Source organism: Paractinoplanes rishiriensis (assembly GCF_016862375.1).
Classification (GTDB): domain Bacteria; phylum Actinomycetota; class Actinomycetes; order Mycobacteriales; family Micromonosporaceae; genus Actinoplanes; species Actinoplanes rishiriensis.
This window is the reverse complement of record NZ_BOMV01000059.1, coordinates 39,598-64,021: the sequence shown is the minus strand read 5'-3', so window position 1 is coordinate 64,021 and position 24,424 is coordinate 39,598. Positions and strand designations below refer to the sequence as shown.

Sequence of the window (24,424 nt, the reverse complement as noted above, 5' to 3'; positions counted from 1 at the left end):
GGAGGTGAGATGAGCGGCGAGAAGACCGAACAGCCGACACCGCAGAAACTCAAGAAGGCCAAGCGCGAGGGCCAGATCGGCCGCAGCCAGGACATCGGCGCCTGGTTCGGGATGCTCGCGGCGAGCATCATGCTGCCCAAAACCTTCGGATCGGCGCTGGAGTACGCCGAGGAACTGATGGCCAAGGTGCCGGCGGTCATCGAGAACCCGGACACCGCCCTGGTGTTCGGCATGCTCAAGGACGCCGGGATGGGCACGATGTGGGCGGTGCTGCCGCTGGCCGCCACCATGATGGCGGTCGGCATCGCGGCGGCCGGCGCGCAGGGCGGCATCCGGGTCGCCACCAAGCTGTTCATCCCGAAGTTCAGCCGGCTCAACCCGCTGCCCGGGATCAAGAAGATGTTCGGGCCGCAGGCGCTCTGGGAGGGCACCAAGGCGCTGGTGAAGACCGCGGTGCTCGCCGGGGTGCTCTACACCACCACCAAGGACGTCATCCCGATCCTGATGAACGCCGGCCACCTGCCGCTGGCGTCGTTGCTCGGGGTGGTGCAGGACGCCACCATCGGCCTGATCCAGGCGGCCGCGGGGGCCGGTATCGCGATGGCCGCCGCCGACTACTTCGTGGTCCGCCGGCGTACCAACAAGCAGCTGCGGATGTCCAAGGAAGAGGTCAAGCAGGAGCACAAGAACACCGAGGGTGACCCGCTGGTCAAGGCCCAGATCCGGTCCCGGCAGATGGCCATGGCCCGGAACCGCCAGATGGCCGACATCCCGACCGCGGACGTGGTGATGGTCAACCCGACGCACGTGGCGGTGGCCCTGCGGTACGAGCCGAACAAGGGCGCACCGCGGGTGGTGGCCAAGGGGCAGGGCCCGGTCGCCACGAAGATCCGGGAACTGGCCGCCGAGCACCGGGTGCCGATGGTGCAGGACGTGCCGCTGGCCCGGGCGCTGCACGCGGGCGTCGAGGTCGGTGCCGAGATCCCAGCCGAGTTCTTCGGTGCGGTGGCCAAGGTGCTGGCGTTCGTGATGAGCCTGAAGGCGCGTGGATCGGCTGCTGGTTTGCACCGCAACCCCAACTCCGCCTCAACAGCCGCATAAACGAAAATTCATAAGATTTCCTCACATCGGTCCCTCGATTGGGGGAAGATCGGGCTGTGGGCGAGCCATCCCGGTACGTGGATGGCGCCCACGTTGTCCAGTCCGGGAAGGTGCTGTGAAGAACAAGAACGTCAGCCGGCTTGCCGTACCCATCGGGGTCATCGGCATCATCATCATGATGGTCGTGCCGTTGCCGACGTTCCTGCTGGACCTGCTCATCGCCATCAACATCACGGGCGCCCTGCTCATCCTGCTGACCAGCATGTTCGTCCAGAAACCGCTGGATTTCTCGGTCTTCCCGGCACTGCTGCTGGTGGCCACCCTGTTCCGGCTGGCACTCAACATCAGCGCGACCCGGCTGGTGCTGCGGGACGGCGACGCCGGCAAGGTCATCCACGCGTTCGGCAGCTTCGTGGTCGGTGGCAACCTGGTCATCGGACTGGTCATCTTCGCGATCCTGGTGATCGTCCAGATGATCGTGGTGACCAAGGGTGCCGAGCGGGTCGCCGAGGTCGGCGCCCGGTTCACCCTGGACGCGATGCCCGGCAAGCAGATGGCGATCGACGCCGACCTGAACGCCGGCCTGATCGACGAGGCCGAGGCCAAGAAGCGCCGGGCCGAGGTGGCCTCCGAGGCCGACTTCTACGGCGCCATGGACGGTGGCTCGAAATTCGTCAAGGGCGACGCCATCGCGGCCATCATCATCACCCTGATCAACCTGATCGGCGGCTTCGCGGTCGGCGTCTTCCAGCAGGGCATGGGCGCGGCCGACGCGATGAACCACTACAGCATGCTGAGCATCGGCGACGGCCTGGTCTCCCAGGTGCCGGCGCTGCTGCTCTCGGTCGCCACCGGTCTGATCGTGACCCGTTCGGCCACCTCGGGCGACATGGGCTCCAGCGTCACCGCCCAGCTCAGCCAGAACAAGCTGGCGCTGCGCATCGGCGGCGGCGCGGCGCTGGCTCTCTGCGTCATCCCGGGTCTGCCCAAGGTGCCGTTCCTGATCGTGGGCGTCGCGGTGCTGGTGATCGCGCATCGGCTCAAGGACCCGGAACCCGAGCTGGAGGCCGGAGCCGCCGCCGCGGCGGCCGAGGCGGTCGATCTACCGGCCCCCGACTCACCGGAGCAACTGCTCGGCGAGATGCGGGTCGACCCGCTCGAGCTCGCCCTCTCCCCGGACCTGGTCGACCTGGTCGACGCCAGCAGCGGCGACCTGCTCGACCGGGTGCGCGCCCTGCGCCGCAAGATGGCCATGGAGCTCGGCGTGATCATGCCGCCGGTGCGCACCCGGGACGATCTCGACCTGCCGCTGTCCTCGTATGCGATCCGGATCTCCGGGGTCGACGCGGGCACCGGCGAGGCTCCACCCGGCACGGTGCTGGCAATCGGCGACGGCCTGCAGGGCCTGCCCGGCCGGGCCGGCCGGGAACCGGTTTTCGGCCTGCCCGGCAAGTGGGTGCCGGCCGAACTGCACTACCAGGCCGAACTCTCCGGTGCGACCGTGGTCGACCGGGCCAGCGTGATCATCACGCACCTGGCCGAGGTGGTCCGCAGCAATGCGAGCCGCCTTCTCGGCCGCGAGGACGTCCGGGCGTTGACCGAGATGGTCAAACGGACCCACCCGGTCGTCGTGGAGGAACTGACCCCGTCGCTGCTCAGCCTCGGTCAGATCCAGAAGGTCCTGCAGGCCATGCTCGACGAGGGCGTGCCGATCCGGGACCTGGTCCGAATCTTCGAGTCGCTCTCTCTGCGAGCGAAGGTCTCCGTCGACCACGACGGCCTGGTGGAGGCGGCCCGGTCCGCGCTCGGCCCGGCCATCGCCGCCCAGTACGTGGCGGGTGGCCGGCTCACGGTGATCACTCTCGAACCCATGCTCGAGCAGCAGTTGCTCGAGTCGTTGCGGCCGAGCGAGACGGGCGCCTTCATGGCAATCGACGGCCTCCGCGCCGAGGCCATTGTCAGCGAGGCGGCCCGTCTGGCCGAAACCGCGGAACAGCAGGGCCTTTCGCCCGTGCTGGCCTGCTCGCCGCAACTGCGGCTGCCGCTGATGCGACTGCTGCGCGCCGGTTCCCGCCGGGTGCAGGTGCTCTCGTACGGCGAAATCTCTGGTTCCACGGCACAGATCGAAACGATAGGGGTGGTGAACGGTGCCTACGCGGGTGCTGCTTGAGGGACCGGCCATCGAGCCACTGCTGGCTCAGGTACGCGATGAGTACGGCTCCGGCGTCCGGATCATCTCAGCCGACAAGGTCCGCAGTGGCGGTGTCGGTGGCTTCTTCGCGAAGCAGCATTACGAGCTTTCCGTCGAGGTGCCGGACTCGAACGAGGACAGGACAGAAATGGCTAAACGTACGACGGCCGACGCCGGCCAGCACACCCTGGAGCGGCTGCTGGAGCGGGCCGAGTCCCAGGATCGGCTGGACGAGCCGGTCCGGGCCGGTGCGCAGGCCGCCCGGACCGCCATGCCGGCCGGCTTCGGCACGGCCCGGCCCGGCGAGACCGTGTTCCCGCGTCCGCAACAGAACCGTCCGGCGGCCCGGCCGACCGAGGAGTTCATGCCGGACGCCGAGGTGAGCCGCGGGGCCGCGATCAGCGACACCGGCAGCGCGTTCGCCGAGCTGATGGCCGGCCTGGACAACGACGTCCAGCCCGGCATCGAGCGGCCCAAGCCCAAGGCGGGCGTCCCGCTGCGCGGCGACGACCCGCCCACGGTGCGGCCGTTCCGGCCGGCGGCGACCACCGAGACGCCGGTCAACCCGCACCGGCCGGTCCAGCCGCAGCCGGTGCAGTCGGCTCCGCCGGCGCCGACCTCGCCCGCCGCGCCGGCCGCAACCGCGGCCCCGATGGCCGCGGCAGCCCCGGCGGCTCCGATGGCCCCGGTGGCTCCGATGGCCCCGGTGGCTCCGATGGCCCCGATGGCCCCGGCGGCTCCGATGGCTCCGGCAGCTCCGATCGCTACCGCGGCACCGGTCAGCCCGCCGGCCCCGCCCGTTTCGCCGCCCCCTCCGCCGCCGCACCAGCCGAGCCTGGCCGAGCGGATCGGCGGGCTGGGAGCCAGCGAGATCGAGATCGACGAGCCGCCGGCCGAGCCGGGCCCGTCCGCGGCCGAGGCGTACGGCCTCAACGAGCAGGTCCTGTCGACCCCGCCACCGGTCGCGGCGCCACCGGCGGTCGCGCCGCCGGCACCGGCCCCGGTGGTCCGGCCGCCGGACAACGACCCGGTCATCCAGAACCTCATGCGGGTCGGCATGCCGGAGTCGATGGCCCGGCAGATCACCGGCGCGGACACCTACGCTGGCGTGCTCAGCGTGCTGGCCGCCCGTCCGTCGGCGCCGGGCATCCCGGACGGCCCGGGCGAGATCCTGGTGCTGGCCGGGGACATCAACCTGGGCGTACCGATCGCCCGGCACCTGCTGGACGAGATCGGCGTGCCGGAGAACCACCTGCTGCTGGCCGCCCCGAGCACCGCCGGCACCGGCCTGCACTCGTCCCGGCTGATTCCGACCCGGGACGCGGCCGAGTCCCGGGTGGAGAAGCTGCACAGCGCCGAGCAGGCCTGGGTCGTGGTGATGGACGCCTCGGTGGGCGGCACCGACCCGCTGTGGGTCAACGAGATGTGCGACGCGATCGGGGCCACCGCGGTGTGGGCCATCGTCGACGCCACCCGCAAGACCGCCGACACGGCCCGCCACCTGCGGACCCTCGGCGAGGTCGAGGCGCTCGTGGTGCACGGAGTGGAGCTCACCGCGGACCCGGCCTCGGTGCTCGGTCTGGACCTGCCGATCTTCTCGCTGGACGGCAAGCAGGCCACCCCGCACGCCTGGGCCGCGATGCTCTGCGCGCGGATCGCCACCGATGTCACGCCGATCGCGGCCGCGCCCCGCCGGGTGGCCCGCACGGTGCGGCAATGATCCGTCCGTCGGTCCTGCTGTTCGCGTTCGTTATCAGCGCGCCGGCACTGTACCGCTATGTGCTCGACCAGCTGGACCTCACCGACGTGCTGATCCGCTTCATCATCGCGGTGCCGATCGCCGCGCTGTTGCTGGCCGCGCTGCGCTTCGTGACGGCCGGCTACGGCCGGAAGGACGAGGACGAGGACGCGGCCCCACCGCCGACGGCCCCGCTCACGCCGACTCCGGTCGAACCCGCATAACAGCGATCGGTGGTCACCCTGGGTGACCACCGATCGCTGCTTCTTTCTCAGGCCTGTACGTCCAGACGACTGCTGCCCGGCGCGCGGCGAACCGTGCTGGGACCGTTTTCGGCCGGCTCCTGGCTGCCGCCGGACGGGCCGGCGTCGCGCCGGTTGCCGCCGTAGCCCGCCGCCTCGAACTGCTGCCGCGCCTGGTCCTGCTGCCCGCTGCCCTGCCGCAGGTCGAGCGTGCAGTTCCCGAAGCCCGAATCCTCCAGCTCCCGGCGCAGGTCGCTGAGCGCGTTGCGGATGGCGTCGGTGCCGGCGTCGGTGCTGCCGGTCAGCTGGACGCTGATGTCCCCGTTGCGGATCTCGGCCACCACCTGCACCGGACCGAGGTCGGCGGGGTGCAGGTTGACGGTCAGCCGGTGCACGCCGTCGGCGTCCAGGCGCAGCGGCGCGATCCGCATCGCCAGCTGTGCGGCCGCGGGCGGCAGCGGGTTCGGCGTAGCGGCCGGCGGCGGTGCGCCCGCGGCCGGTGCGGCCGCCGCGGTGGGCTGCGGTCCGGTGACCCCGGCCGGCCCGGCCTGGCCGAGCGCGCCCGGTGTGGCCGTCTGGTCCGGGCCGAGACCCGGCGCACCGGCCGGTCCGGCCGGCACGCCACCGGGCAGCGGCGCGGTGGGGTCGACGGGCCGGTCCGGCAGGGTCCCGGTGGGCGTGGACGGTGTGGCCGCGTCCGGGCCGGGCTCCGCGCCGGTGGCCGCAGCGTTCGGGTCGGCAGACGGTGCCGGCGGGACCGTCGCGCCCGCAGTCGGGTCGACGGGCGCGGCGGCGTCGGACGGGTTCGCGGCCTCGGTGACCGGCGTCGCGGCGGTGCCGAGCACCGAGCGGCCGAGCAGGGCGTCGGCGCCGGCTGGCACGCCGGCCGGGGTGACGGCCGGCTGCGCGGTGGCCGGTGGAGCGGTGCCGCCGGTCGCGGGACTCGTGGTGGCGGCGGTGGTGGCCGCGGCGGTGGACGGCGCGCCGGGTGCGGTGCTGGTTCCGGGGGCCGGTGCGGCCTCGCCGGTCAGCTCGGCACCCGTCGCCGGGCCGCCCGGGCCGGCGACGTCCGGGCCCTGCGGCAGGCCGGTCTGGCCGGGAGTAGCGGGTGGGGCTGCCGGCGCGGCCGTGGGTGGGCCGCCGGCCAGGGAGACCCCGGCCACCGACGCTCCCGGGGCGGCGGCCTCGCCGGTCGCCGGGATCTGGTCGGCGGCGGCCAGCACGGCCGCCTGGGCGGCAGTCGCCTGGGCCGCGGCCGTCTGGGCTGCGGCGTTCGCCTGCGCGACACTGTCGGCGGCGGCCTGGTCCTGGGGCTGTGGCTGCTCGGTGGCCGTGCCGGCCGGGTCCGCGGTCGCCCGGTCCTGGCCCGCGCTCCGGTCGGTGCCCGTCGCCTGCTTCGCACTGGTGTCACCGCGGTCCGACGGGGCGCGATCGGCCGAGGCGCGGTCCGCGGAGGTCCGGTCGGTGCCGGCCCGGTCGGTGCCGGTCCGGTCGGTGCCGGTCCGGTCGGAGGCGGCCCGGTCGGAGGCGCGGCCGGTGGTGGCTCGGTCTGCGGCGGCGCGGTCGGCAGCGGCTCGGTCTGCGGCTCGTTCGGTGGTGGCGCGGTTGGTGGCGGCCCGGTCCGCGGCCCGGTCCGCGGCCCGGTCTGCGGTGGCCCGGTCTGCGGTGGCCCGGTCTGCGGTGGCCCGGTCTGCGGTGGCCCGGTCTGCGGTGGCCCGGTCTGCGGTGGCCCGGTCGGCGGCGGCTCGGTCTGCGGCTCGTTCGGTGGTGGCGCGGTTGGTGGCCGCCCGGTCTGCCGCCCGGTCTGCTGTGGCCCGGTCTGCTGCCGCCCGGTTCGCAGCGGCCCGATCGGTGGTCGCCCGGTTCGCGGCGGCTCGTTCGGCGGCGGCTCGTTCGGCGGTCGCGCGGTCGTTGGCCGATCGGTCGGCCCGGTCTGCCGCCTGTTGCCCGTCCTTGGGCGCGGTGTCCTGATCGCGTCCCGGCTTCCCCAGTTCGGCCTCCAGCGCGGAGCCGAACTCGTCACCGCCCTCGCCACGTCGGCTTCCCGGCCGGCGGCTGGCGTCGGGCGCCGAGGCGCGCTCCGGTCCGGTCACGGAACTCGGGTTCATGCGGCTCTCCCTACTCGGGTGGGGATGGCGAGGTCGGATCAGCCGCCGAGCGCGGCGAGGGCCTTCTGCACCTTGGGCACGTACGCCTGCGTCTCCGAGTACGGCGGGATGCCGCCGTACCGCTTCACCGCTCCGCCACCCGCGTTGTAGGCGGCCAGCGCCAGCGGCAGCGACTTGAACTCGCGCAAATTGCGCGCCAGCAACTTCGCCCCGCCGAAGATGGCCTGCTCCGGGTCGAAGGCGTTGTCCACGCCCAGTCCCTTCGCGGTACCCGGCATGAGCTGCATGATGCCCCGGGCGCCGGCCTTGCTGACCGCCTCCGGGTTGTAGCCCGACTCGACCTTGGCGACCGCGGCGAGCAGCTTGGGCGAGACGCCGTACTTGTTGCCGGCCCGCACGAACACGTCCGCATACGGGACGCCGGTCAGCGCCTCGGAGCCGCCGCGCAGGCTGGCCGGACGCAGCGCCGCGGCGCCCTGTGCGGCGATGTTCTGGGCGGCCACCTCGGCGGTGTCGCTGACCACCCGGCGGATGTGGGTGGGCTTCTCCCAGACCGTCTGGATCTTGACGTGGTCGCCCGGCTTGGGCGCCGCGATCATCTTGTTGTTGCCGAGGTAGATGCCGACGTGGTCGACCGGCGAGTTGAACGCCAGGATGTCGCCCGGCCGGGCCTGCGCGAGGCTCGCCACCGGCTGGCCGGCCCTGGCCTGCTGGTGCGACAGCCGGGGCACCTCGATGCCCAGGTCGCCGAACGCCTTCTGGACCAGCGCCGAGCAGTCCAGGCCCTTGTCCGGGTTGGTGCTGCCGAAGACGTACGGGGTACCCAGGTATTTTTTCGCGGCGCTGACCACGTCGTTGCCGGTGACGCCGCCACCCGCGGTCAGCGTGCCGCCGCCGGTCGCGTTCGCCAGCGCGGAGGCGAACGTGGAACCGTTGGTGCCCGGCTGCCGGGTGGTCACCGTGCCGGCCGCGGCGGCGTCCGGGTTCAGCGGGTCGAGACCCAGCTGAGCCTGCAGCTCCTGGATCCGGGAGAGGACCCCGGAAACGCCCATCATCCCGGTCATGCGAGACCCCGGGCGGCGTTGCGCGCCTTGGTCGTCACCGCCAGCTCGTCGAGGTTGGCCTGGTCCACCCGCAGGTCGTGGGCGCGTACGGTGGCGGCGTGCCGCTCGGCCATCATCTCGACGGCCCGGCGGCGCTTGGCCGCGTCGGCCAGGGCGGCCATCCGCTCGCGGTTGACCTCCTCGGCGTCGTCGACCATGCGCCGGGCGCTGATCAGGCCGGCCGCCAGCGACTGGCGAGCCACCAGCCCCGCGACGATGGCCTGAGCGGTGCCCTCGTTGGGCGCCTCGCTGCCGACCAGGTCGAGGTGCCGTCGGCGAGCCAGCGCCTCGGCCTCACGGATCTCGGCGCGCGACTGGATCACGGCACCCTTGGCGGCGTCCTCCTGCGCCTTGCGGGCGCGGAGCACGGGTCCGAGTCGGAAGAGTCGGTTCAAGTCCGGTGCCTCCTAGCAAGCGGGACGGCTTCCCTCTCACCAGTCCGCTTCGGCCCGGGTCCGGAATCGCTGAGGGCCTGCACCCGAGCTGCACCTGAGTCGCCGACTGCAACTGTCTCCGCCCAAGATTTGGCTCAACCCACGTTCACCAGCTGGTGCAGGTGGTTCCAGGACTGCTCGGCGGAGACCCGCTCGTCCATGTCCTGACGCAGGAAGTTGGTGATGGCCGGCCAGATCGCGTTGGCCCGGTCCGCCTCGGGGTTGGTGCCCGGCACGTACGCGCCGATCTCCACCAGCTCGCGGACCTCCCGGTGGGCCGCCATCAGCCGGCGCAGCTCGGCGGCGTCGGCCCGCTGCTGGGGCGTAGTGATCTTGTTGGCCACCCGGGAGATGGAGTCGAGGGCCTGGACGGCCGGGAAGTGGCCGGCGGTGGCCAGCTTGCGGTCGAGCACGATGTGGCCGTCGAGGATCGAGCGGGCCGCGTCGGCGATCGGCTCGTTGTGGTCGTCGCCCTCGACCAGCACGGTGTAGAGGCCGGTGATGCTGCCCCGCGCGCCCGGACCGGCCCGTTCCAGCAGCGAGGCGAGCATGGCGAACACCGACGGCGGGTAACCCCGGGTGGCCGGCGGCTCGCCGACCGACAGGCCAACCTCACGCTGCGCCATGGCCGCGCGGGTCACGCTGTCCATCAGCAGCAGTACGTCGGCACCCTCGTCCCGGTAGTACTCGGCGATCCGGGTGGCCACCGCCCCGGCCCGCAGCCGCACCAGCGGTGCCGCGTCCGAGGTGGCGATCACCAGCACCGAGCGGGCCAGGCCCTCGGGACCGAGGTCGTGCTCGATGAACTCGCGGACCTCACGGCCGCGCTCGCCGACCAGGGCCACCACGTTGATCTCCGCGGTGGTACCCCGGGTGATCATGCTCATCAGGCTGGACTTGCCGACGCCGGAGCCGGCGAAGATGCCGATCCGCTGCCCGCGCCCGCACGGCACCAGGGTGTCCAGCACGCGTACGCCCAACGGCATGGGCGCGTCGACCAGCTGGCGCTCCATCGCCGAGGGCGGGGCCGCCTCGATGCTCACCTGCTCGCCACGCAGCGGCGGGCCGCCGTCCATCGGCCGGCCCAGGCCGTCCAGGATCCGGCCGACCAGGTCGGGGCCGACCGCCACCCGCAGCGGCCCGCCGGTGCTCACCACCGGGGTGCCGGCGCCGATACCGGCCAGCGGGCCGAGCGGCAGGCAGGAAAGCTTGTCGCCGTCGATCGCGGCCACCTCGGCGTACACCGTCTGCGGGCCCTCGCCCATCTGCAGCATGTCGCCGACGCGGGCCTCGACGCCGCTCACCGTCACCCGCAGGCCCACCGCGCCGGTGACCTTGCCGCGGGCCAGCGGCCGCGCCGCGGTGAGCGCCGCCGACATCCGGTGGCGGAACAGGTCGGTCATCCTCAGCCCTTTCGGTTACCCGGCGCCGCTAGACGCGCAGCGCCTCGCGGGCCCGGGCCACCGCGGCCGCGATGGTGGCGTCCACGGTCGTCGTCCCGGTCTCGGCCACGGCGTCGCCGGGCTGGAGTGCGGGGTCCTGGCGCAGGATCACCCGTCGCCCGTCGTGGTCGAACTCGGTCTGCCCCTGCGCGCCGACCAGCGTCTCGAAGTCGGCCGGGCAGAGCGTGACGACCAGGCTGGGCGAACCCGGCGCGGCCGACATGGCCCGCCGCAGCGCGTCCGCGCCGCGGCGCTGCGGGTCGTCCAGGGTGCGTCCGACGATCGCCTCGGCCAGCTCGAAGGCGTGCGTCAGCAGCACCTCCTGCAGCTCGGTGAAGGTCGGCATGAGCTGGTTCTCCAGGTCGGTGACGGCCCGGCCGAGCGCGTTCACGGCCTGCGCCAGGGCGTTGGCCCGGCGCTGCTGGTGCGCCTCCTCGGCGGCCCGGGCGCGGACCGCGGTCTGCTCGGCCACCGCCGCAGCCTCGCGCTGCCCCTGCGCCCAGCCCTCGGCGTAACCGGCGGTGCGGGCCTGTTGCTTGGCCCGCTCCACGGCCTCGTTGTCGACCATGCCGGCCGGCTGGTCGTGCCGCAGGTCGGTGACGAACTGGGCGGCGGCCGCCGAGTCGGCGACCGTGCCGCGCAGCACGGGGTTGCGGGACTCAGGCGATGAGCTCATCGGCCTCGCCGCCGCGCTGGACCTCGATCTGGCCGGAGTCCTCGAGCGAACGGATCACCGAAACGATCTTGGCCTGAGCCTCCTCGACCATCTTGACCTTGACCGGGCCGAGCAGGTCGATCTCCTCGAGCAGGTTCTCCCGGCCACGCTCGGACAGGTTCCGGGTGACCTTGTCGCGCACCGTGTCCGGCACACCCTTGAGGGCGGTGGCGAGGTCGGCCGGCTCGACCTGGCGCAGCACCAGCTGCACGGCACGGTCCTCGAGGTTGATGATGTCCTCGAACATGAACATCCGGCGCCGGATCTCCTCGGCCAGCTCGGGGCTGCGCGCGTCCAGGGCCTCCAGGATGAGCCGCTCGGTGGTGCGGTCGGCACGGTTGATGATCTCGACCAGCGGCGTCAGGCCGCCGACCGTGGAGAGCTCGTCCGGCTGGAGCACCGAGGAGAGCTTGCGCTGGAGCGCGGCCTCGACCTGCCGGATGATCTCCGGTGAGGTGCGGTCCATGACCGCGATCCGGTGTGCCACCTCGGTCTGCACTTCGAGGGACAGTCCGGCCAGGATCGACGAGGCCAGCGCCGCGGGGATGTGCGCGAGCACCAGCGCGATCGTCTGCGGGTGTTCGTGCTGCACGTAGGAGAGGAGCTGGCGCGGGTCGGCGTGGCTGAGGAAGTTGAACGGGATGTCGTTCATCGAGGCTTCGAGCCGGTCCAGGATGAGCGCCGCACGCTCCTTGCCCAGTGACGACTCGAGCAGCTCGCGCGCGTAGTCCATGCCGCCCGAGCCGGCGTACCGGGTGGTCGCCATGGCGTAGAACTCGTCCATCACGTCGTCCACGACGATCGGATCGAGCTTGCCCAGCCGGGCGACCTCGGCCGAGATCATCTCGACCTCTTTCTCGGACATGCTGCCGAGGATCTGCGCCGAGTGCTCCTTACCGAACTGGACCAGCATGATCGCGGCTTTGCGGACGCCCGTCATCGACAGCGTGGTGAGCGCCGGTGTGCCCGGTGTGGTCAATGCGTACTCTCCTCAGCCCGTGCCGAACCCAAAGCGTCAGTGCGTCGCGTCGGCGGCCAGCCAGCCGCGCAGCAGCACCGCCATCTCCTCAGGCTGATCTTTGACCATCTGCTCGATCTCGCGCACGCGTTCCTGCCGAGCTTCCACGTCCGGGTACGCCTCCGGCGCGGCCTCGAGCATCTGCGCGGGGATCGCCTGGTTCAGTTCGGCGAGGCGCTGCTGCTCCAGGGCGGCCTGCATGTCCTCGAGGTGCTTGCGCTCCTCCGGGGTCAGCGACTTGCGCTTCTTGGAGCGGCGGCTGGCCCGCCAGGCCAGGAAGAGCAGCGCCAGGATCACCGCGGCCAGGGCGCCCGTCTTGATCAGCGACATCTGCTTGGCGGACTGCTCGGCGGCGGTGGCGGCCTCGAGGGCCTTCTGGGCCTGCTCGGCGGCGCTGTTGTCGAACGGCATGGCACTGACCGCGATGGTGTCGCCGCGGTTGGCGTCGATGCCGGCGGCCGCAGTGACCAGCTCCTGCACCTGAGCCGGGTCGATGGTGCCGGCCACGTTGCTGTTGAGCAGCACCGCCACCGCCAGCCGCTTGATCGCGCCGGGAGCGCTCTGGCGCACCTCGCGGGTCTTGTTCACCGCGTTGTTCCGGACGGTCTGGCTGTTCTCGTACTGGCCGGTGCCCTGCCCGGTGCCGCCCGGCGCGCAACCGGGTCCGGCGATGTTGTCCGGGCCCAGCACGCCGCCGACGCAGTTGGCGCCGTTGTTGTACGCCTCCCGGTTGTTGCTCTCGGACAGGGCCGGGAGCGAGGGATCGGCGTTGTAGGTTTCCTTGTCGGTCTGGGTCCGGTCGAAGTCGAGCTCGGCGGTCGTGTTGACCACGGCGTTCCCGGGACCCACCACGCTGTCCAGCATGTTCTGCAGCGAGCTGTTCATCCGGTTCTGGAACCCGACGGTCTGCGACTCGGCGCCGCTGTCCCCGCCGGTGCCGACGGCCGCACCACCGCCGGTCGACAGGATCTTGCCGTCCGCGCCGGCCACGGTGACCTGGGTCGGGTCGAGGCCCTCCACGCTGGAGGCCACCAGGTGCACGATGGCCTGCACCTGCTGGCCGCTCAGCGGCTGGGTCGACGCCGAGGCCACCAGGACCGAGGCGGTCGGCTTCTTCTCGTTGTCGGCGAAGACGTCCTTCTGCGGGATGACGAGGTGCACGGTGGCCGCCTCGACGCCCTCGATGGACTTGATGGTCTTGGAAAGTTCGCCTTCCAGCGCCCGCTGATAGTTCGTGTGCTGCATGAAGTCGCTCGTGGTGATTCCCTGCTGGTCCAGCAGGGAATAGCCCGTTCCGGCGTCGCCGGGCAGCCCTTCGCCGCTCAGCGACAACCGGAGCGTGTTCACCTGATCCTGCGGGACGAGCACGGTCTGGCCGTCGTTCGCCAGCTCGTAGCTCGTGCCGGACTTCTGCAGCGACTCGACGATCGCGCTGGCGTCCTTGGTCGACAGGTTGTTGAACAGGATCGAGTACGTCGGCTTCGACGCCCAGGTGGCGAAGAAGTAGGCACCGATCACAAGAGCGAGCACCGCCGCGATGGTGACGGCCTTCTGGCCCGGCGTGAAGGACCGGAAGGTCTGCGAGATGCGGCGAACCGGAGCGGGAAGGCGGTCGGTCATGTCAGGCCTGCATCCTCATGATTTCCTGGAAAGCTTCCACGGCCTTGTTCCGGATGGCCAGCGTGAGCTGGAGCCCGAGCTGGGCCTCGTTGGCGGCCATGGTGTACTGCGCCGGGTCCTTCAGTGAGCCGTCGGCGACCTGGGTGGCCAGGTTGCTGGCGTTGGCCTGCATCCCCTGCACGCTCTCCAGACCACGGGAGAGCATGCTGGCAAAGCTCTCGTTGGGGCCCTGCGGTGCGACCGGGCCGGCCGTCGTGCCGAGGCCTTCCAGCCCCTTGACGGCGTCGAGCCCGGACACCGGCGAGAACCCGCCGATCGCATTGATCGGAGAGGTCATCTAACTCATCCCTTCCCGAGGTTGATGGCCGCGTGGTACGAGTCCTTCGCGCGGTCGACAACTGCGAGGTTGGCCTGGTAGCCGCGCTGAGCCATCATCAGCTGGGCCATCTGGCCGCCGAGGTCGATGTCCGGCTTGCGGACGTAACCCTGGTTGTCCGCAAGCGGGTTGGTCGGATCGTGAACCAGGACGCCTTCCGCGCTGCCCAGGGCCATCCCGCCGACCTGAGCGCCGTTGCCGTCAGCCGCCTGCTGGGCGATGACGTAGCGGGCCTGGAAGGCCTTCTCCGAGGTCCGGCTGGTGTTGTCCATGTTGGCGATGTTGTCCGACACGGCGTCGAGCCACTTGCGGTATACGGTGACGCCGGTGCCGGAAGTGCCGATCGCGTTGAACGTGCTCATCTATCAGGCCCCCTTGATCGCGTCGCGCAGCATGCTGTACTTGCTGTCCAGCGCCCGGAGGGTCAGCTGGTAGCGCATCGTGGTGTCGATGTGCGACAGCGTCTCCTGGTCGAGGTTGACGTTGTTGCCGTTGAGCCGGGTCGGCTCCAGCGACGTCAGCGTTGTCGGCGTCACTCCGGCCGGCGACTCGCCCCGGGTGACAGCGCCGTGCAGCGCGTCCTCAAATGCCACTTTACGGGCACGGTAGCCGGGGGTTTCGATGTTCGCGATGTTGTTGGCGATGGCGTTCTGCCGGGCCGCCAGGCCGGAGACCGCGACGCGCAGGGCAGACGACGAAATATCGTCGAACACAGCAGCTCCTTGGTGTAGGTCAAGGTGCCGATCCGTGGCTTTTTGCTTGAGCAATCCGTGCTCGTACCATGCAGTTCGGCCCGGCCGCCGATCCGCTGAGCGCGAACAGGTTGCCGAGAGGTTGCACACAAACGTCCCGGGCCCCCTGGCCGGGGACTCCGGGATCGTTTTCGGTGTCGGGTCACATGGCCCGGTCGACGTAGACGGGGCGTTTGTTCGCCTCGCCGGTTTCCATCCGGGCGGTCATGGCCATCTGCTGCCGGTTGGCGGTCAGCCGCCGGCCGAGTTCCTCGGCAGCCCGCAGCTGGCGGGTCAGGATCTCGTCGGCCCGCGGCCGGAGCTCCAGCGGAAGCGCACCGAGCTCGGTCGGTGGCTTCCAGAGGCTGGCCGGCGGTGTCTCGGCGTGCCGGTGCTCGTCGGCGAGCATGGTCTCGATCTGGGCCACGTCCAGCTCGAGCTCGTCCAGGGCCGCCGCCCAGGCGCCGTTCCAGTCTCCGGACATCGGCTCAGCCGCCGACCGCCGCGGCGGCTGCCTCGCGCCAGGCGTCGCGCAGCGGCTCTACCAGGGAACGGCAGGAAGCGACCCGGTCGGCGTCCCGGGCGATGTTCGCCCCGATCAGCTCGGTGAGCAGGAAGCCGTACAGTGCGGCCAGGCCCGGCCCGCCGGTCCAGGCGTCCACGTCCAGGCTGGTGCGGAGCTCGATGACGATCTCCTGGGCGTGGGTGAGACGTTCGTGTGCCAACTCCCGATTGTTGGTGCGCAGCGCCTCCTCGGCCTGCATGAGGTCGAGGACGAGCCGGTCGTACAGCATCTGGAGCAGCTTGCCGGGCGAGGCGGTGTTGATCGATTCCTGCAGGTATCGGTCGCGCAGCGGAGAGTTCATCAGGCTCCTCGGTAGGTGCTCGGGTGACTGGTCGGGCGGAAAGGTCAGCCGAGGCCGCCCAGCTGACCGGCGAGCCAGCTCGACTGGTTCTTGAGCGAGCCCAGCGAGGTCTCCAGACTGGCGTACTGCCGCTGCAGGGCGGCCTGCCGCGCGGACAGGCGTACGTCCCAGTTGCTGATCTGGGTGTTGATCGTGTCGATCTCGTTCTTGCGCCCGGTGACCACGGCCGTCACGCTGGTCGACTGCTTGCCAGCCAGCGACTCGAAGGCGTCGCCGAGGGCGATACCCGCCTCCTGGATCGCGGCCGGGTCGGTGTTGTAGCCGGCGGTGAACTTGCCGGCGTCGAACGAGAGCTTGCCGTCCCGGCTCAGCTCGATGCCCAGCTTGGCGAGGCTGCCGAACTCGATGTTCTTGAGGTTGCCGGGGCCTTCCGCCTGGTTCGCGTCGAACTTCGGGTTCGGGTACGTGAGGCCGATGCTGACCGCGCTCAGGATGGTCTGCGACATCTGACGCACCATGAAGTCGCCGGTCAGCGGCGAGCCCTTCTTGGTCTCGGCGTTGTACGCGGTCTGCGTGCCGATCTCGGTCAGGGTGGCGTTCGCGGCGTCGACCAGCGCCTGGAACTTGGCGGCGACACCGCTCACGTCCGCGGCGGCCGACACGGTGACGTTGTTGTCCTCCTTGGTGGCCGTGATGGTGACGCCCGGGATCACGTCGGCGAAGGTGTTGTTGCCGCTCTCGATCGTGTAACCGCCGTTGTTCGGGTCGCCGACCTGCATGACGGCGTTCTGCGAGACCCGGGTCACCGGATCGGTGCCGCCGACCCCCGTTCCGTTCAGGCCGTCGATCGTGAAGCCCTTGTCGGCACCGGGCTTGGTGCCGGTGAACTGGAGCACGCCCTCGGTGTCGGAGACCTTGACGACGTACGCGCGAATGCCGAGGTTGGCCTGGTTGATCGCCTTGGCGATGCCCTCGGCCGACTGGTCCGCGCTGATGTCCACCGGCACCGGGGTACCGGTCGAGATGACCAGCCCGTCCTTGTCGTAGGTAACCGGCGTGACGTCGAGCGAGGCGGCGTTGGTGATGCGCACGGGGGCATCGGGGGTGCCGTCGTTGTTGGTGTCGAAGCTCTTGGTGGTGTCCACCTTCATGGTGGTGCTCTGTGCCCGGGCGAGCTTGGTGATGTCGAAGGTGAGCTCGCCGGCGGCGGCGTTGAGGCCGCCGGTGGCCGTGGCGGTCACGTTGCTCGAGGTCGACGTCGGCTTGATGGCCCGCCAGGTCTTGAGCTGGCTGATGTCGTCGGCGGCGCTCTTGAGCGAGGAAAGCTTGGAGTTCACGGACTGGTACGAGGACACCGCGGTCTGAGCCGTGGTGACCTTCGTCTTGAGCCGGTCCTGCGGAGCCTTTTCGACCTGCATCAGCTGCTGAATGAGCGAAGAAGTGCTCAAGCCGCTGACGAGGCCGTCGACTGAGGTGGTCACAGGTGCCTGCCTTCCTTCGACAACAAAGGCGATAGGGGCAGCCGGAAGACCGGCTACCCCTACCTATTCGGTCAGCAACGCTGGCGATTCAGTTCGGTTCGGTTGCTAAATCGCCTAGCGGAGCAGCGAGAGCACGTTCTGCGAGGCCTGGTTGGCCTGCGACAGCATCGCGGTGCCGGCCTGGGTGAGGATCTGGCTCCGGGTGAAGGAGACCATCTCCTGCGCCATGTCGGTGTCCCGGATCCGGGACTCGGACGCCGACAGGTTCTCGACCGAGACGTTCAGGTTGTTGATCGTGTGCTCGAAGCGGTTCTGGAAGGCACCGAGGTCGGCACGCTGGTCGGACACGGTCTTGAGTGCCGAGTCGAGCGCGGTGATCGCCGCACTGGCACCCGCCGTGGTGCTGAGGCTGTTGGTGCTGATGCCGAGCGAATCGGTGCTCATCTTGGAGATGACGACACCGAGCTTCTCGCCCGAGTTGGCGCCGATCTGGAAGTCGCCCGACGTGGGGTTGGCGCTCGCACCGCTGGGCGTCGCGGACGCGATGTCGAGGTCGGCGATGCCGTTGGCCATGGTGAACTCCTTGGAGCCGCTGGCGGTCCAAGTGACGCCGGTGCCGTCGCTGGCGACGGAGGCCGAAATCTGGAGCTCGTTGCCCTGGTGACCAGCGGCCTTGAGCGCCGTCGACAGCGAGGTGTTGATCGCCGCGGCGAGATCCTGTGCGGTCGCGTCCGCAGCCACACTCGCGGAGATGCTGATCGGTGGGACCAGCGCGGTCGCATTGTCGCCGAGGTGAGTTACGTCGAAGCTCACGCTCGTCGGCATGGGATCGGTGGTCTTGGTGCCGACCAGTTCCTGCGTGGTGCCGAACGAGCCGTCGAGGAGCTTGGACTTGCCGAAGGCAGTCGTTGAACCGATCCGGTCGATCTCCTCACCGAGCTGTGCGAACTCCTTCTGCGCCGCGTTCTTGGCGTCGGCGTCGAGGGAGGCGTTCGAGGCCTGGACGGCCAGGTCGCGCATGCGCTGCAGCATGCTGGTGACCTCGTTCAGGGCGCCCTCGGCAGTCTGCACGACGCTGATGGCGTCCTGCGCGTTGCGGACCGCGACCTTGAGGCCGCCGACCTGCGCGCGCAGACCCTCGGAGATCGAGAGACCGGCTGCGTCGTCCGCCGCCCGGTTGATCCGGAAACCGCTGGACAACTTCTCCAGCGACTTCGACATCTGGTTGTCGGTGACCGACAGGTTCCGGTAGGCGTTCTGGGCGGCGATGTTCTGGTTGATGCGGAGACCCATGGATCTTCCTCCTTGAGTGAGGGTCTGTCCGGCCCGTCCGTGAGCCGATGGCGGTTAGCCAGGCCGATCGGGTCATCAAGCAGTCTCTGAGATTTCTTCGCACTTTTCCGGCGAACCGGAAATAAGCCGCCGGTGCTGGAACTCGCCCGGGAATGCCCCGATCGGGGAAATTCCTCAGCGGAGCGGCGGACGTGCCGACCTGTCCGAATGAGCGGGCATGTCGGTGTGCCCGACGACGAGACGGAGGACCAGGGTGAGCCTGACCGACCTGGCCAGCGTCCTGTGGCGATCACGTGAGCTGCTCGAGATGCTGCTGTTCAAGCTTGAGGAGGAGCAACTGCTCCTCGCGTCCAATCGCTCCCGCTGGCTCAGCCACGCCACCCGCGAGGTCGAGGTGGTGCTGGACCAGATCCGGCAGACCGAGGTCATCCGGGCCGCGTACGCACAGGACGTCGCCGTCGAGCTCGGGCTGGGACCGGACGCCTCGCTGGGCGAGCTGGCCGACGCGGCACCGCCACCCTGGTCCGACCTCCTGCACCAGCACCGCAAGGCCTTCCTCATGCTGACCTCGGAGATCGGTGCCCTCGCCGACGTCAACCGGGACCTGCTCACGGCGGGCCAGCGGGCTGCACGCGAAACCATGCTCGCGTTTGCCGAAACTGTGGAAACGTACGGACCGCAGGGCCAGACCGTTTCCGGCGGCGTCCGCCGCTCCAGCCTGGTTGATGAGGCGATCTGATGGCTAGCTCGTTCGGCGGGATCAACACCGCACTCACTTCGCTCTACGCGCAGCGTCGCGGCCTCGACGTGGCCGGACAGAACATTGCGAACGCGAACACCGAGGGTTACACCCGGCAGAAGGTGCGGATGGCGGCGCAGACCGGCACCCTGCACCCCGGCATCTACACCACCGCCGACCAGGTCGGTTCCGGTGTCTCGGTGGCCGGCGTCGAGCGCAGCCGGAACTCGTACCTCGAGGAACGCGGCCGCATCGAGCACGGCAACTCGGCGTACCTGGCCAGCCAGAAGGCGTCGTACCAGCAAATAGAGAGCGTGCTCGCGGAGCCGAGCGACACCGCCCTGCAGGCCCGGATGCACGACATGTGGGACGCCTGGAACGACGTCGCCAACAACTGGCAGGACCCGTCGACCCGGACCGCCCTGATCGAGCGCAGCAAGACCGTGGCGATCACCCTCAACGACACCCACGGCGCACTGAGCAACCAGTTCGAGGCGCTCAGCAATCAGACCGTGGGCTACGTCGACCAGGTCAACAAGCTCGCCGCCGGCATCGCCGACATGAACCGCCAGGTGGCCGTGGCCACCCAGGCGAACCTGCCGGCCAACGAACTGCAGGACGAGCGGGACCGCCGGGTCATGGAACTGTCCCGCCTGGTGGGTGCGACCGCGCAGGCCAAGCCGAGCGGGTCGATCAACGTCTACGTGGGCAGCACCGCGCTGGTCGAGGACTTCACCGCGCGCTCCCTCGAGCCGTCCGGCCCGACCACCCTCGACGGCATCACGGCGACCGACAAGGTCTCTCTTAAATGGACGGACACCGGTATCGACGCCACTCCCGGCGGCACCCTGGGCGCGATGCTCGACACGATGAACACCGTGATCCCGGGCATCGTGTCCGATCTGGACAAGGTGGCCGCCAAGATCGCGGACACCGTCAACCTCGCGCTGACCGGTGACGGCACCCTGGCCCACCCGCCGGGCTACACCGAGAACGGCACCCCGGGCACCCCGATGTTCACCGGCACCACCGCGAAATCCCTCACCGTGGTGATCGACAACCCGGCCGACATCGCGTTCTCCCGGGGCAACCCGACGCCGGACCCGCTGGACCCGACCGCACCGCCGGCCGCACTCGACCACGACGTGGCGGACGACCTCGCCGACGTCGGCACCTCGGGCGCCGGCCCGGACTCCGACTACCAGGCGTTGATCGGCCGGCTCGGCGTTTCCGCGCAGGCGGCCAGCCGGCGCAGCGAGATCCAGGACGCGGTACGGGACCAGGTCGACACGTCGCGCGAGGCGGAGTCGGGGGTCAACCTCGACGAGGAAATGACCAACCTGCTCACCTACCAGCGCGGCTACGAGGCGGCATCGCGCGTGCTCACCACGATCGACGCGATGCTCGATCAGCTGATCAACCGCACCGGTCTCGTCGGGCGGTAAGCCGGTAAGGGGGACGGGACATGACTATTTCCAGCAGGGTCACCGAAGGCAGCATGCAGACCAGGGTTCTGGGCGATCTGCAACGGAACATGGCCCGTGGCCAGAAGATCCACCAGCAGATCTCCAGCGGCAAGCAGCTGCACCGGCCGTCGGACTCGCCGACCGGCACGGTCACCTCGCTCCAACTGCGCGGCGAGGTGCGGGCGACGCAGCAGTACTCGCGCAACGCCGACGACGGCCTCGGTTGGCTGGGCACCATTCAGGACACTCTGGGCGACGCCTCCACCTCGGTGATCCGGGTGCGCAACCTCACCGTCCAGGCGTTGAACGGCGCCACCAACGAGGAGTCCAAGAACGCGTTGGCGGCCGAGATCGACAACATCCGGGACACGCTGCTCGGGCGGGCCAACGCCAAGTTCATGAACCGGCCGGTGTTCGGCGGCACGACGCCCGGCGGGGTGGCCTACGACGAGACCGGCCAATGGTCCGGCAACGAGAACCCGACGACGCGGACCGTCGGTCCGAACGCCAAGGTGCGTATCGAAATCAGCGGCCAGGAGGCGTTCGGCCGGCGGGTGGACGGACAACTGGATGAGGACTCGACCGAGCTCTTCACCGTTCTCAACTCGATCTCGGACGCTATCAAGGGCGGCAACCAGGGCGTTCTAGAAAAGGGTCTGAAAAATCTAGATACCGCCCACGACTTACTAAAATCCGCACTTTCGGATGTTGGCGCCCGATATAATCGGGTTACACAGATGAAGCAGTCCGCTGACGACCATCTGCTGTCCGTGTCGACCCAGCTGTCCGACATCGAGGATGTCGACCTGCCCAAGGCGATCATGGAACTGCAGATCCAGCAGACCTCCTATCAGGCCGCCCTGGCTGCAACGGCCAAGGTGATCCAGCCCTCGCTCATCGATTTCCTGAGGTGACCATGACTACTCGCACGGCGTCCCGACAAATTGAGGCCTCCAAGATCGACCCGTCGCTGGGTCTGCCGACCATCTCGATGGCGGTGCCCATGCCCGGGTTCCCGGCGCACCGGGATTTCGTCCTGGTGCGTCTCAACGACGACGGCCTGCTCTACGCTTTCACGTCCATTCAGGACCCGGAGCTGCGCTTCCTCGTCGCCCCGCCGGAGCCGTTCTTCCCGGACTACGCTCCGGAGATCGACGACGAGGTCTTCGCGGCGCTGAACACCAAGGACCCGGACCGGCTCCTGCTGATGGTCGTCATCACGGCCGGCACCGACGAGACCACCGCCAACCTGCTGGCGCCGATCCTCGTCGACCGGGACAGCCTGCGGGCCATCCAGGTCGTCCTGAACGGCTCGGGGTACCCGCTCCGCGCCGTGATGAACCGGACCTACTGACGTTCCTCGCCGGCGCGGCCGCCAGGCCGGCGACCGCGCCCCTCGCGATGCTGTCCGTCCACGGATGGAGGAGGGCACCGGACGATGCTCGTGTTGACCCGGCGTGCCGGGGAAAGCGTGATGATCGGCAACGATGTGACCATCACCGTGCTGGAGGCGCGGGGCGAGGTCATCCGGCTCGGCATCCAGGCACCACGCGACGTCCAGGTGCATCGCGAGGAAGTGTTCCGGGAATTGCAGTCGGCCAACCGGCAGGCGGCCTCGCCTACCGACGATGCGGTCAAGGCGGTCACGGAGTTGCTTCAGACGCCGGACGACTCCGGCTGATGTGGGTTATGCCTCGGCACCGGTGGGTGCCGAGGCATACCCGTCTACTGGCCCGTCTCTACTGGCCCGTCTCTACTTGAAGGTCACCCCGCGCGCCTTCATGAAGGCAACCGGGCTCACCGCGTTCTCCCGGGTCGCCGACGGCGCGTTCACGTGCACCTCGAAGTGCAGGTGCGGGCCGGACGACGAGCCGGACGTGCCGACGTGGCCGAGCAACTGTCCCTTCACGACCTTCTGGCCCACCACCACGACCGGCTTGCGCACCATGTGGCAGTACCGGGTGACGATGCTGCCGGCGTGCTGCACCTCGACGTACCAGCCGCAGCCCTTCAGATTCCGGTTGCCGTCGACGTCGCAGGTGCCGGCCGAGACGTTGCACACCACCCGGATCACCGTGCCTGCCGACACCGAGACGATCGGGGTGTTGCGGGCCGCGCCCAGGTCGACCCCGTCGTGGGTGGGCCGCACCGTGGTGCGGAAATCGCTCACCAGGCCGGCCGCGAGCGGGAGCCGCCACGAGCCGGTGGCGGGCGGGAGCGGCGGCGGCTTCAGGATCGGCGCGGGTGCCGGCTTCGGCGTGGCGGGGACACTGCCGGCCGGGCAGACCGGGATGGTGAAGGCGGCGCGTCGCACGTACGCGTCCGAGACGTAGGTGTTGTTCGCCAGCCGCAGCCAGACGCCGGTGGTCCGCACCGTGCCGGCGACCTTGTCGCCCACGGTCTGACACATGATCCAGACAGTGCCGCCGTTGGCCACGGTGCCCTTCTGCTGCGCCGCGGTCGACGGGCCGCTGCGCATCTTGAGCGCCGTCCCCCCGGTCGTGGCGAGGCCGGTGCCGGCCACCTTGGCGGCCGCGGCCGCCGGTGTCACCGGGGCCAGCCCGGCCAGCAGGGTCGACGCGGCGAGCGCGGCCATGGCCAGGCGGCGCTGATGTCGGACCTTCACGATCTTCCTCCCCGGGCACGCGGTCGCGTGCGCACCGGGACAGGCTGCCGATCGCCGGATGCCGTCCCTGGTGCCGGAACGGCGCAGAACGGGTGCAGCCCAAATTGCGCAAAACGGCACCGGCGGCCGGGCCGGGGCCGAAAGATTGACAGCGGCGTCCGAACACGAGGATCAATGTCGCGACTGGCGGAACTGGGCATTGCCAAGCGGCTGGCCCTCATCGTGGTGACCGGTGCAGTCGCACTCGCGGTGCTCGTCGGCATCACCCTGAACAGCGAGCACAAGCTCAACCAGCAGAGCGACCTGGTGAACGGGTTGCAGGGAGCGCTGGCCGCGCTCAACCACCTGGACACCCGGATGAGCGAGCTGAAGGTGGACGGCTACCGGGCGGCGCTCGGCCACGATGTGCTCTCCGACGTCGCCGACGACGTGCAGGCCACCGCCGACGCGATGGACGAGGTGGTCGCCGCCGACCTGGAGCAGCAGTTCGCCGGCTACCAGCCGCACATCACCGGGTTCAGCGACTTCATCGCCGCCTTCGTCCAGGACGGGGTGGCCAACGCGCCGTCGGTGCGCGACCGGATCGGCGAGATCGACGAGCGCAACACGGAGGCCGGCGGCGAACTGGACGGGCTGGTGGACGAGGTCGCCAAGGTCATCGCGCAGGAACAGATCGACATGAACAACACGGTCAGCAACACCCGCATGGTCACGCTGCTGGTGGCCGGCGTGTGCATGGCCGGGTTGATCGGGCTCGCGGTGCCCACGGCCCGCTCGATCCTGGGGCCGGTGCACCGGCTCGGCGAGGTGATCGACCGGCTCGCGCACGGGGAGCTCACCAGCCGCAGCGGCAGCAGACCGCGACCACCGGCGAGATGAGCCGCAGCATCGCCGAGGTGGCCAGCGGCTCGTCCCGGATCGCGGCCAACATCGCCGACGTCTCGGCCGCGAGCGCCGGCTCGGCGCACGGCGTCGAGCAGACCCGGCACGCCTCGTCCGAGGTGGCCCGCACCGCGGATGAGTTGCGTCACCTGGTGGGGGCCTTCCGGCTGTGACCCGCACCCGGACTGCACCGGCCGCATACCGTGCTTGACAACGACGCACCCCCACTCTGAGGCAGGACGGGAAACAGCC

At 70.2% G+C, this 24,424-nt stretch carries 26 protein-coding genes; 11 read left to right on the top strand and 15 right to left on the bottom strand.

What is annotated here, in order from left to right; translation table 11 throughout:
* The first annotated feature begins 9 nt into the window (after window positions 1-9).
* The 4 genes from Ari01nite_RS26665 (at window position 10) to Ari01nite_RS26650 (ending at window position 5,254) form a co-directional block, all read left to right on the top strand.
* A complete protein-coding gene (locus tag Ari01nite_RS26665; protein WP_203784918.1) occupies window positions 10-1,101 on the top strand; it encodes an EscU/YscU/HrcU family type III secretion system export apparatus switch protein in 1,092 nt (363 codons plus the stop codon).
* Window positions 1,102-1,216: 115 nt separating this feature from the next.
* Complete coding sequence (flhA, locus tag Ari01nite_RS26660; RefSeq protein WP_203784917.1) at window positions 1,217-3,271, top strand: flagellar biosynthesis protein FlhA; 2,055 nt, start codon at window positions 1,217-1,219, stop codon at window positions 3,269-3,271.
* A complete protein-coding gene (locus Ari01nite_RS26655; protein WP_239163054.1) occupies window positions 3,249-5,012 on the top strand; it encodes a hypothetical protein in 1,764 nt (587 codons plus the stop codon). Before flhA ends, Ari01nite_RS26655 begins: the two co-directional genes overlap by 23 nt.
* Complete coding sequence (locus tag Ari01nite_RS26650; RefSeq protein ID WP_203784916.1) at window positions 5,009-5,254, top strand: hypothetical protein; 246 nt, start codon at window positions 5,009-5,011, stop codon at window positions 5,252-5,254. Before Ari01nite_RS26655 ends, Ari01nite_RS26650 begins: the two co-directional genes overlap by 4 nt.
* 47 nt (window positions 5,255-5,301) lie before the next feature.
* On the opposite strand, the gene Ari01nite_RS50975 is transcribed toward Ari01nite_RS26650, so the two are convergent.
* The 14 genes from Ari01nite_RS50975 to Ari01nite_RS26580 form a co-directional block, all read right to left on the bottom strand.
* On the bottom strand, window positions 5,302-7,380 hold the full coding sequence (locus Ari01nite_RS50975) for a flagellar hook-length control protein FliK (RefSeq protein ID WP_203784915.1): 2,079 nt from the start codon (window positions 7,378-7,380) through the stop codon (window positions 5,302-5,304).
* Window positions 7,381-7,418: 38 nt separating this feature from the next.
* Window positions 7,419-8,444, bottom strand: a complete 1,026-nt coding sequence (locus Ari01nite_RS26640; RefSeq protein ID WP_203784914.1) for a transglycosylase SLT domain-containing protein — start codon at window positions 8,442-8,444, stop codon at window positions 7,419-7,421.
* Entirely contained in the window at window positions 8,441-8,878 is a 438-nt protein-coding gene (locus Ari01nite_RS26635) for a flagellar FliJ family protein (protein WP_203784913.1), read from the bottom strand. Before Ari01nite_RS26635 ends, Ari01nite_RS26640 begins: the two co-directional genes overlap by 4 nt.
* 134 nt (window positions 8,879-9,012) lie before the next feature.
* Window positions 9,013-10,320: a FliI/YscN family ATPase gene (locus Ari01nite_RS26630; protein ID WP_203784912.1), complete on the bottom strand. Its 1,308-nt coding sequence runs from the start codon at window positions 10,318-10,320 to the stop codon at window positions 9,013-9,015.
* 28 nt (window positions 10,321-10,348) lie between these two features.
* Window positions 10,349-11,035, bottom strand: a complete 687-nt coding sequence (locus tag Ari01nite_RS26625) for a FliH/SctL family protein (RefSeq protein WP_239163053.1) — start codon at window positions 11,033-11,035, stop codon at window positions 10,349-10,351.
* Window positions 11,019-12,053 (bottom strand): flagellar motor switch protein FliG, encoded by a 1,035-nt coding sequence (gene fliG / locus Ari01nite_RS26620; RefSeq protein WP_239163052.1) that lies wholly within the window; start codon window positions 12,051-12,053, stop codon window positions 11,019-11,021. The genes Ari01nite_RS26625 and fliG overlap by 17 nt, the downstream gene beginning before the upstream one ends.
* 36 nt (window positions 12,054-12,089) lie before the next feature.
* On the bottom strand, window positions 12,090-13,712 hold the full coding sequence (fliF, locus tag Ari01nite_RS26615; RefSeq protein WP_203784911.1) for a flagellar basal-body MS-ring/collar protein FliF: 1,623 nt from the start codon (window positions 13,710-13,712) through the stop codon (window positions 12,090-12,092).
* A 1-nt stretch (window position 13,713) separates the two neighbouring features.
* Window positions 13,714-14,049 (bottom strand): flagellar hook-basal body complex protein FliE, encoded by a 336-nt coding sequence (fliE, locus tag Ari01nite_RS26610; protein WP_203784910.1) that lies wholly within the window; start codon window positions 14,047-14,049, stop codon window positions 13,714-13,716.
* A gap of 5 nt (window positions 14,050-14,054) precedes the next feature.
* Entirely contained in the window at window positions 14,055-14,450 is a 396-nt protein-coding gene (locus tag Ari01nite_RS26605; protein WP_203784909.1) for a flagellar basal body rod protein FlgC, read from the bottom strand.
* A gap of 3 nt (window positions 14,451-14,453) precedes the next feature.
* Entirely contained in the window at window positions 14,454-14,801 is a 348-nt protein-coding gene (locus Ari01nite_RS26600) for a flagellar basal body rod protein FlgB (RefSeq protein ID WP_203784908.1), read from the bottom strand.
* Between the two features lie 181 nt (window positions 14,802-14,982).
* Window positions 14,983-15,303, bottom strand: coding sequence for a hypothetical protein (locus tag Ari01nite_RS26595; protein WP_203784907.1), 321 nt, complete (start codon window positions 15,301-15,303; stop codon window positions 14,983-14,985).
* Between the two features lie 4 nt (window positions 15,304-15,307).
* The gene (gene fliS, locus Ari01nite_RS26590; protein ID WP_203784906.1) at window positions 15,308-15,685 is read right to left on the bottom strand and encodes a flagellar export chaperone FliS; all 378 of its coding nucleotides are present in this window, start codon (window positions 15,683-15,685) and stop codon (window positions 15,308-15,310) included.
* Between the two features lie 44 nt (window positions 15,686-15,729).
* The gene (fliD, locus tag Ari01nite_RS26585; RefSeq protein ID WP_203784905.1) at window positions 15,730-17,166 is read right to left on the bottom strand and encodes a flagellar filament capping protein FliD; all 1,437 of its coding nucleotides are present in this window, start codon (window positions 17,164-17,166) and stop codon (window positions 15,730-15,732) included.
* 114 nt (window positions 17,167-17,280) lie between these two features.
* Entirely contained in the window at window positions 17,281-18,459 is a 1,179-nt protein-coding gene (locus tag Ari01nite_RS26580; RefSeq protein WP_203784904.1) for a flagellin N-terminal helical domain-containing protein, read from the bottom strand.
* A 253-nt stretch (window positions 18,460-18,712) separates the two neighbouring features.
* On the opposite strand from Ari01nite_RS26580, the gene Ari01nite_RS26575 reads away from it, so the two are divergent.
* The 5 genes from Ari01nite_RS26575 (at window position 18,713) to csrA (ending at window position 22,345) form a co-directional block, all read left to right on the top strand.
* A complete protein-coding gene (locus Ari01nite_RS26575) occupies window positions 18,713-19,198 on the top strand; it encodes a flagellar protein FlgN (RefSeq protein ID WP_203784903.1) in 486 nt (161 codons plus the stop codon).
* On the top strand, window positions 19,198-20,643 hold the full coding sequence (gene flgK, locus Ari01nite_RS26570; RefSeq protein ID WP_203784902.1) for a flagellar hook-associated protein FlgK: 1,446 nt from the start codon (window positions 19,198-19,200) through the stop codon (window positions 20,641-20,643). Before Ari01nite_RS26575 ends, flgK begins: the two co-directional genes overlap by 1 nt.
* 20 nt (window positions 20,644-20,663) lie before the next feature.
* Window positions 20,664-21,578, top strand: coding sequence for a flagellin N-terminal helical domain-containing protein (locus Ari01nite_RS26565; RefSeq protein ID WP_203784901.1), 915 nt, complete (start codon window positions 20,664-20,666; stop codon window positions 21,576-21,578).
* A gap of 2 nt (window positions 21,579-21,580) precedes the next feature.
* Window positions 21,581-22,018, top strand: a complete 438-nt coding sequence (gene fliW, locus Ari01nite_RS26560; protein ID WP_203784900.1) for a flagellar assembly protein FliW — start codon at window positions 21,581-21,583, stop codon at window positions 22,016-22,018.
* Between the two features lie 84 nt (window positions 22,019-22,102).
* Window positions 22,103-22,345: a carbon storage regulator CsrA gene (csrA, locus tag Ari01nite_RS26555; protein ID WP_203784899.1), complete on the top strand. Its 243-nt coding sequence runs from the start codon at window positions 22,103-22,105 to the stop codon at window positions 22,343-22,345.
* A 72-nt stretch (window positions 22,346-22,417) separates the two neighbouring features.
* On the opposite strand, the gene Ari01nite_RS26550 is transcribed toward csrA, so the two are convergent.
* Window positions 22,418-23,290, bottom strand: a complete 873-nt coding sequence (locus Ari01nite_RS26550; protein ID WP_239163051.1) for a M23 family metallopeptidase — start codon at window positions 23,288-23,290, stop codon at window positions 22,418-22,420.
* Between the two features lie 174 nt (window positions 23,291-23,464).
* Between Ari01nite_RS26550 and Ari01nite_RS26545 the strand changes: the two genes are divergently transcribed.
* On the top strand, window positions 23,465-24,169 hold the full coding sequence (locus Ari01nite_RS26545) for a methyl-accepting chemotaxis protein (protein ID WP_239163050.1): 705 nt from the start codon (window positions 23,465-23,467) through the stop codon (window positions 24,167-24,169).
* On the top strand, window positions 24,166-24,345 hold the full coding sequence (locus Ari01nite_RS50080) for a hypothetical protein (RefSeq protein WP_239163049.1): 180 nt from the start codon (window positions 24,166-24,168) through the stop codon (window positions 24,343-24,345). The genes Ari01nite_RS26545 and Ari01nite_RS50080 overlap by 4 nt, the downstream gene beginning before the upstream one ends.
* Window positions 24,346-24,424: the final 79 nt, after the last annotated feature.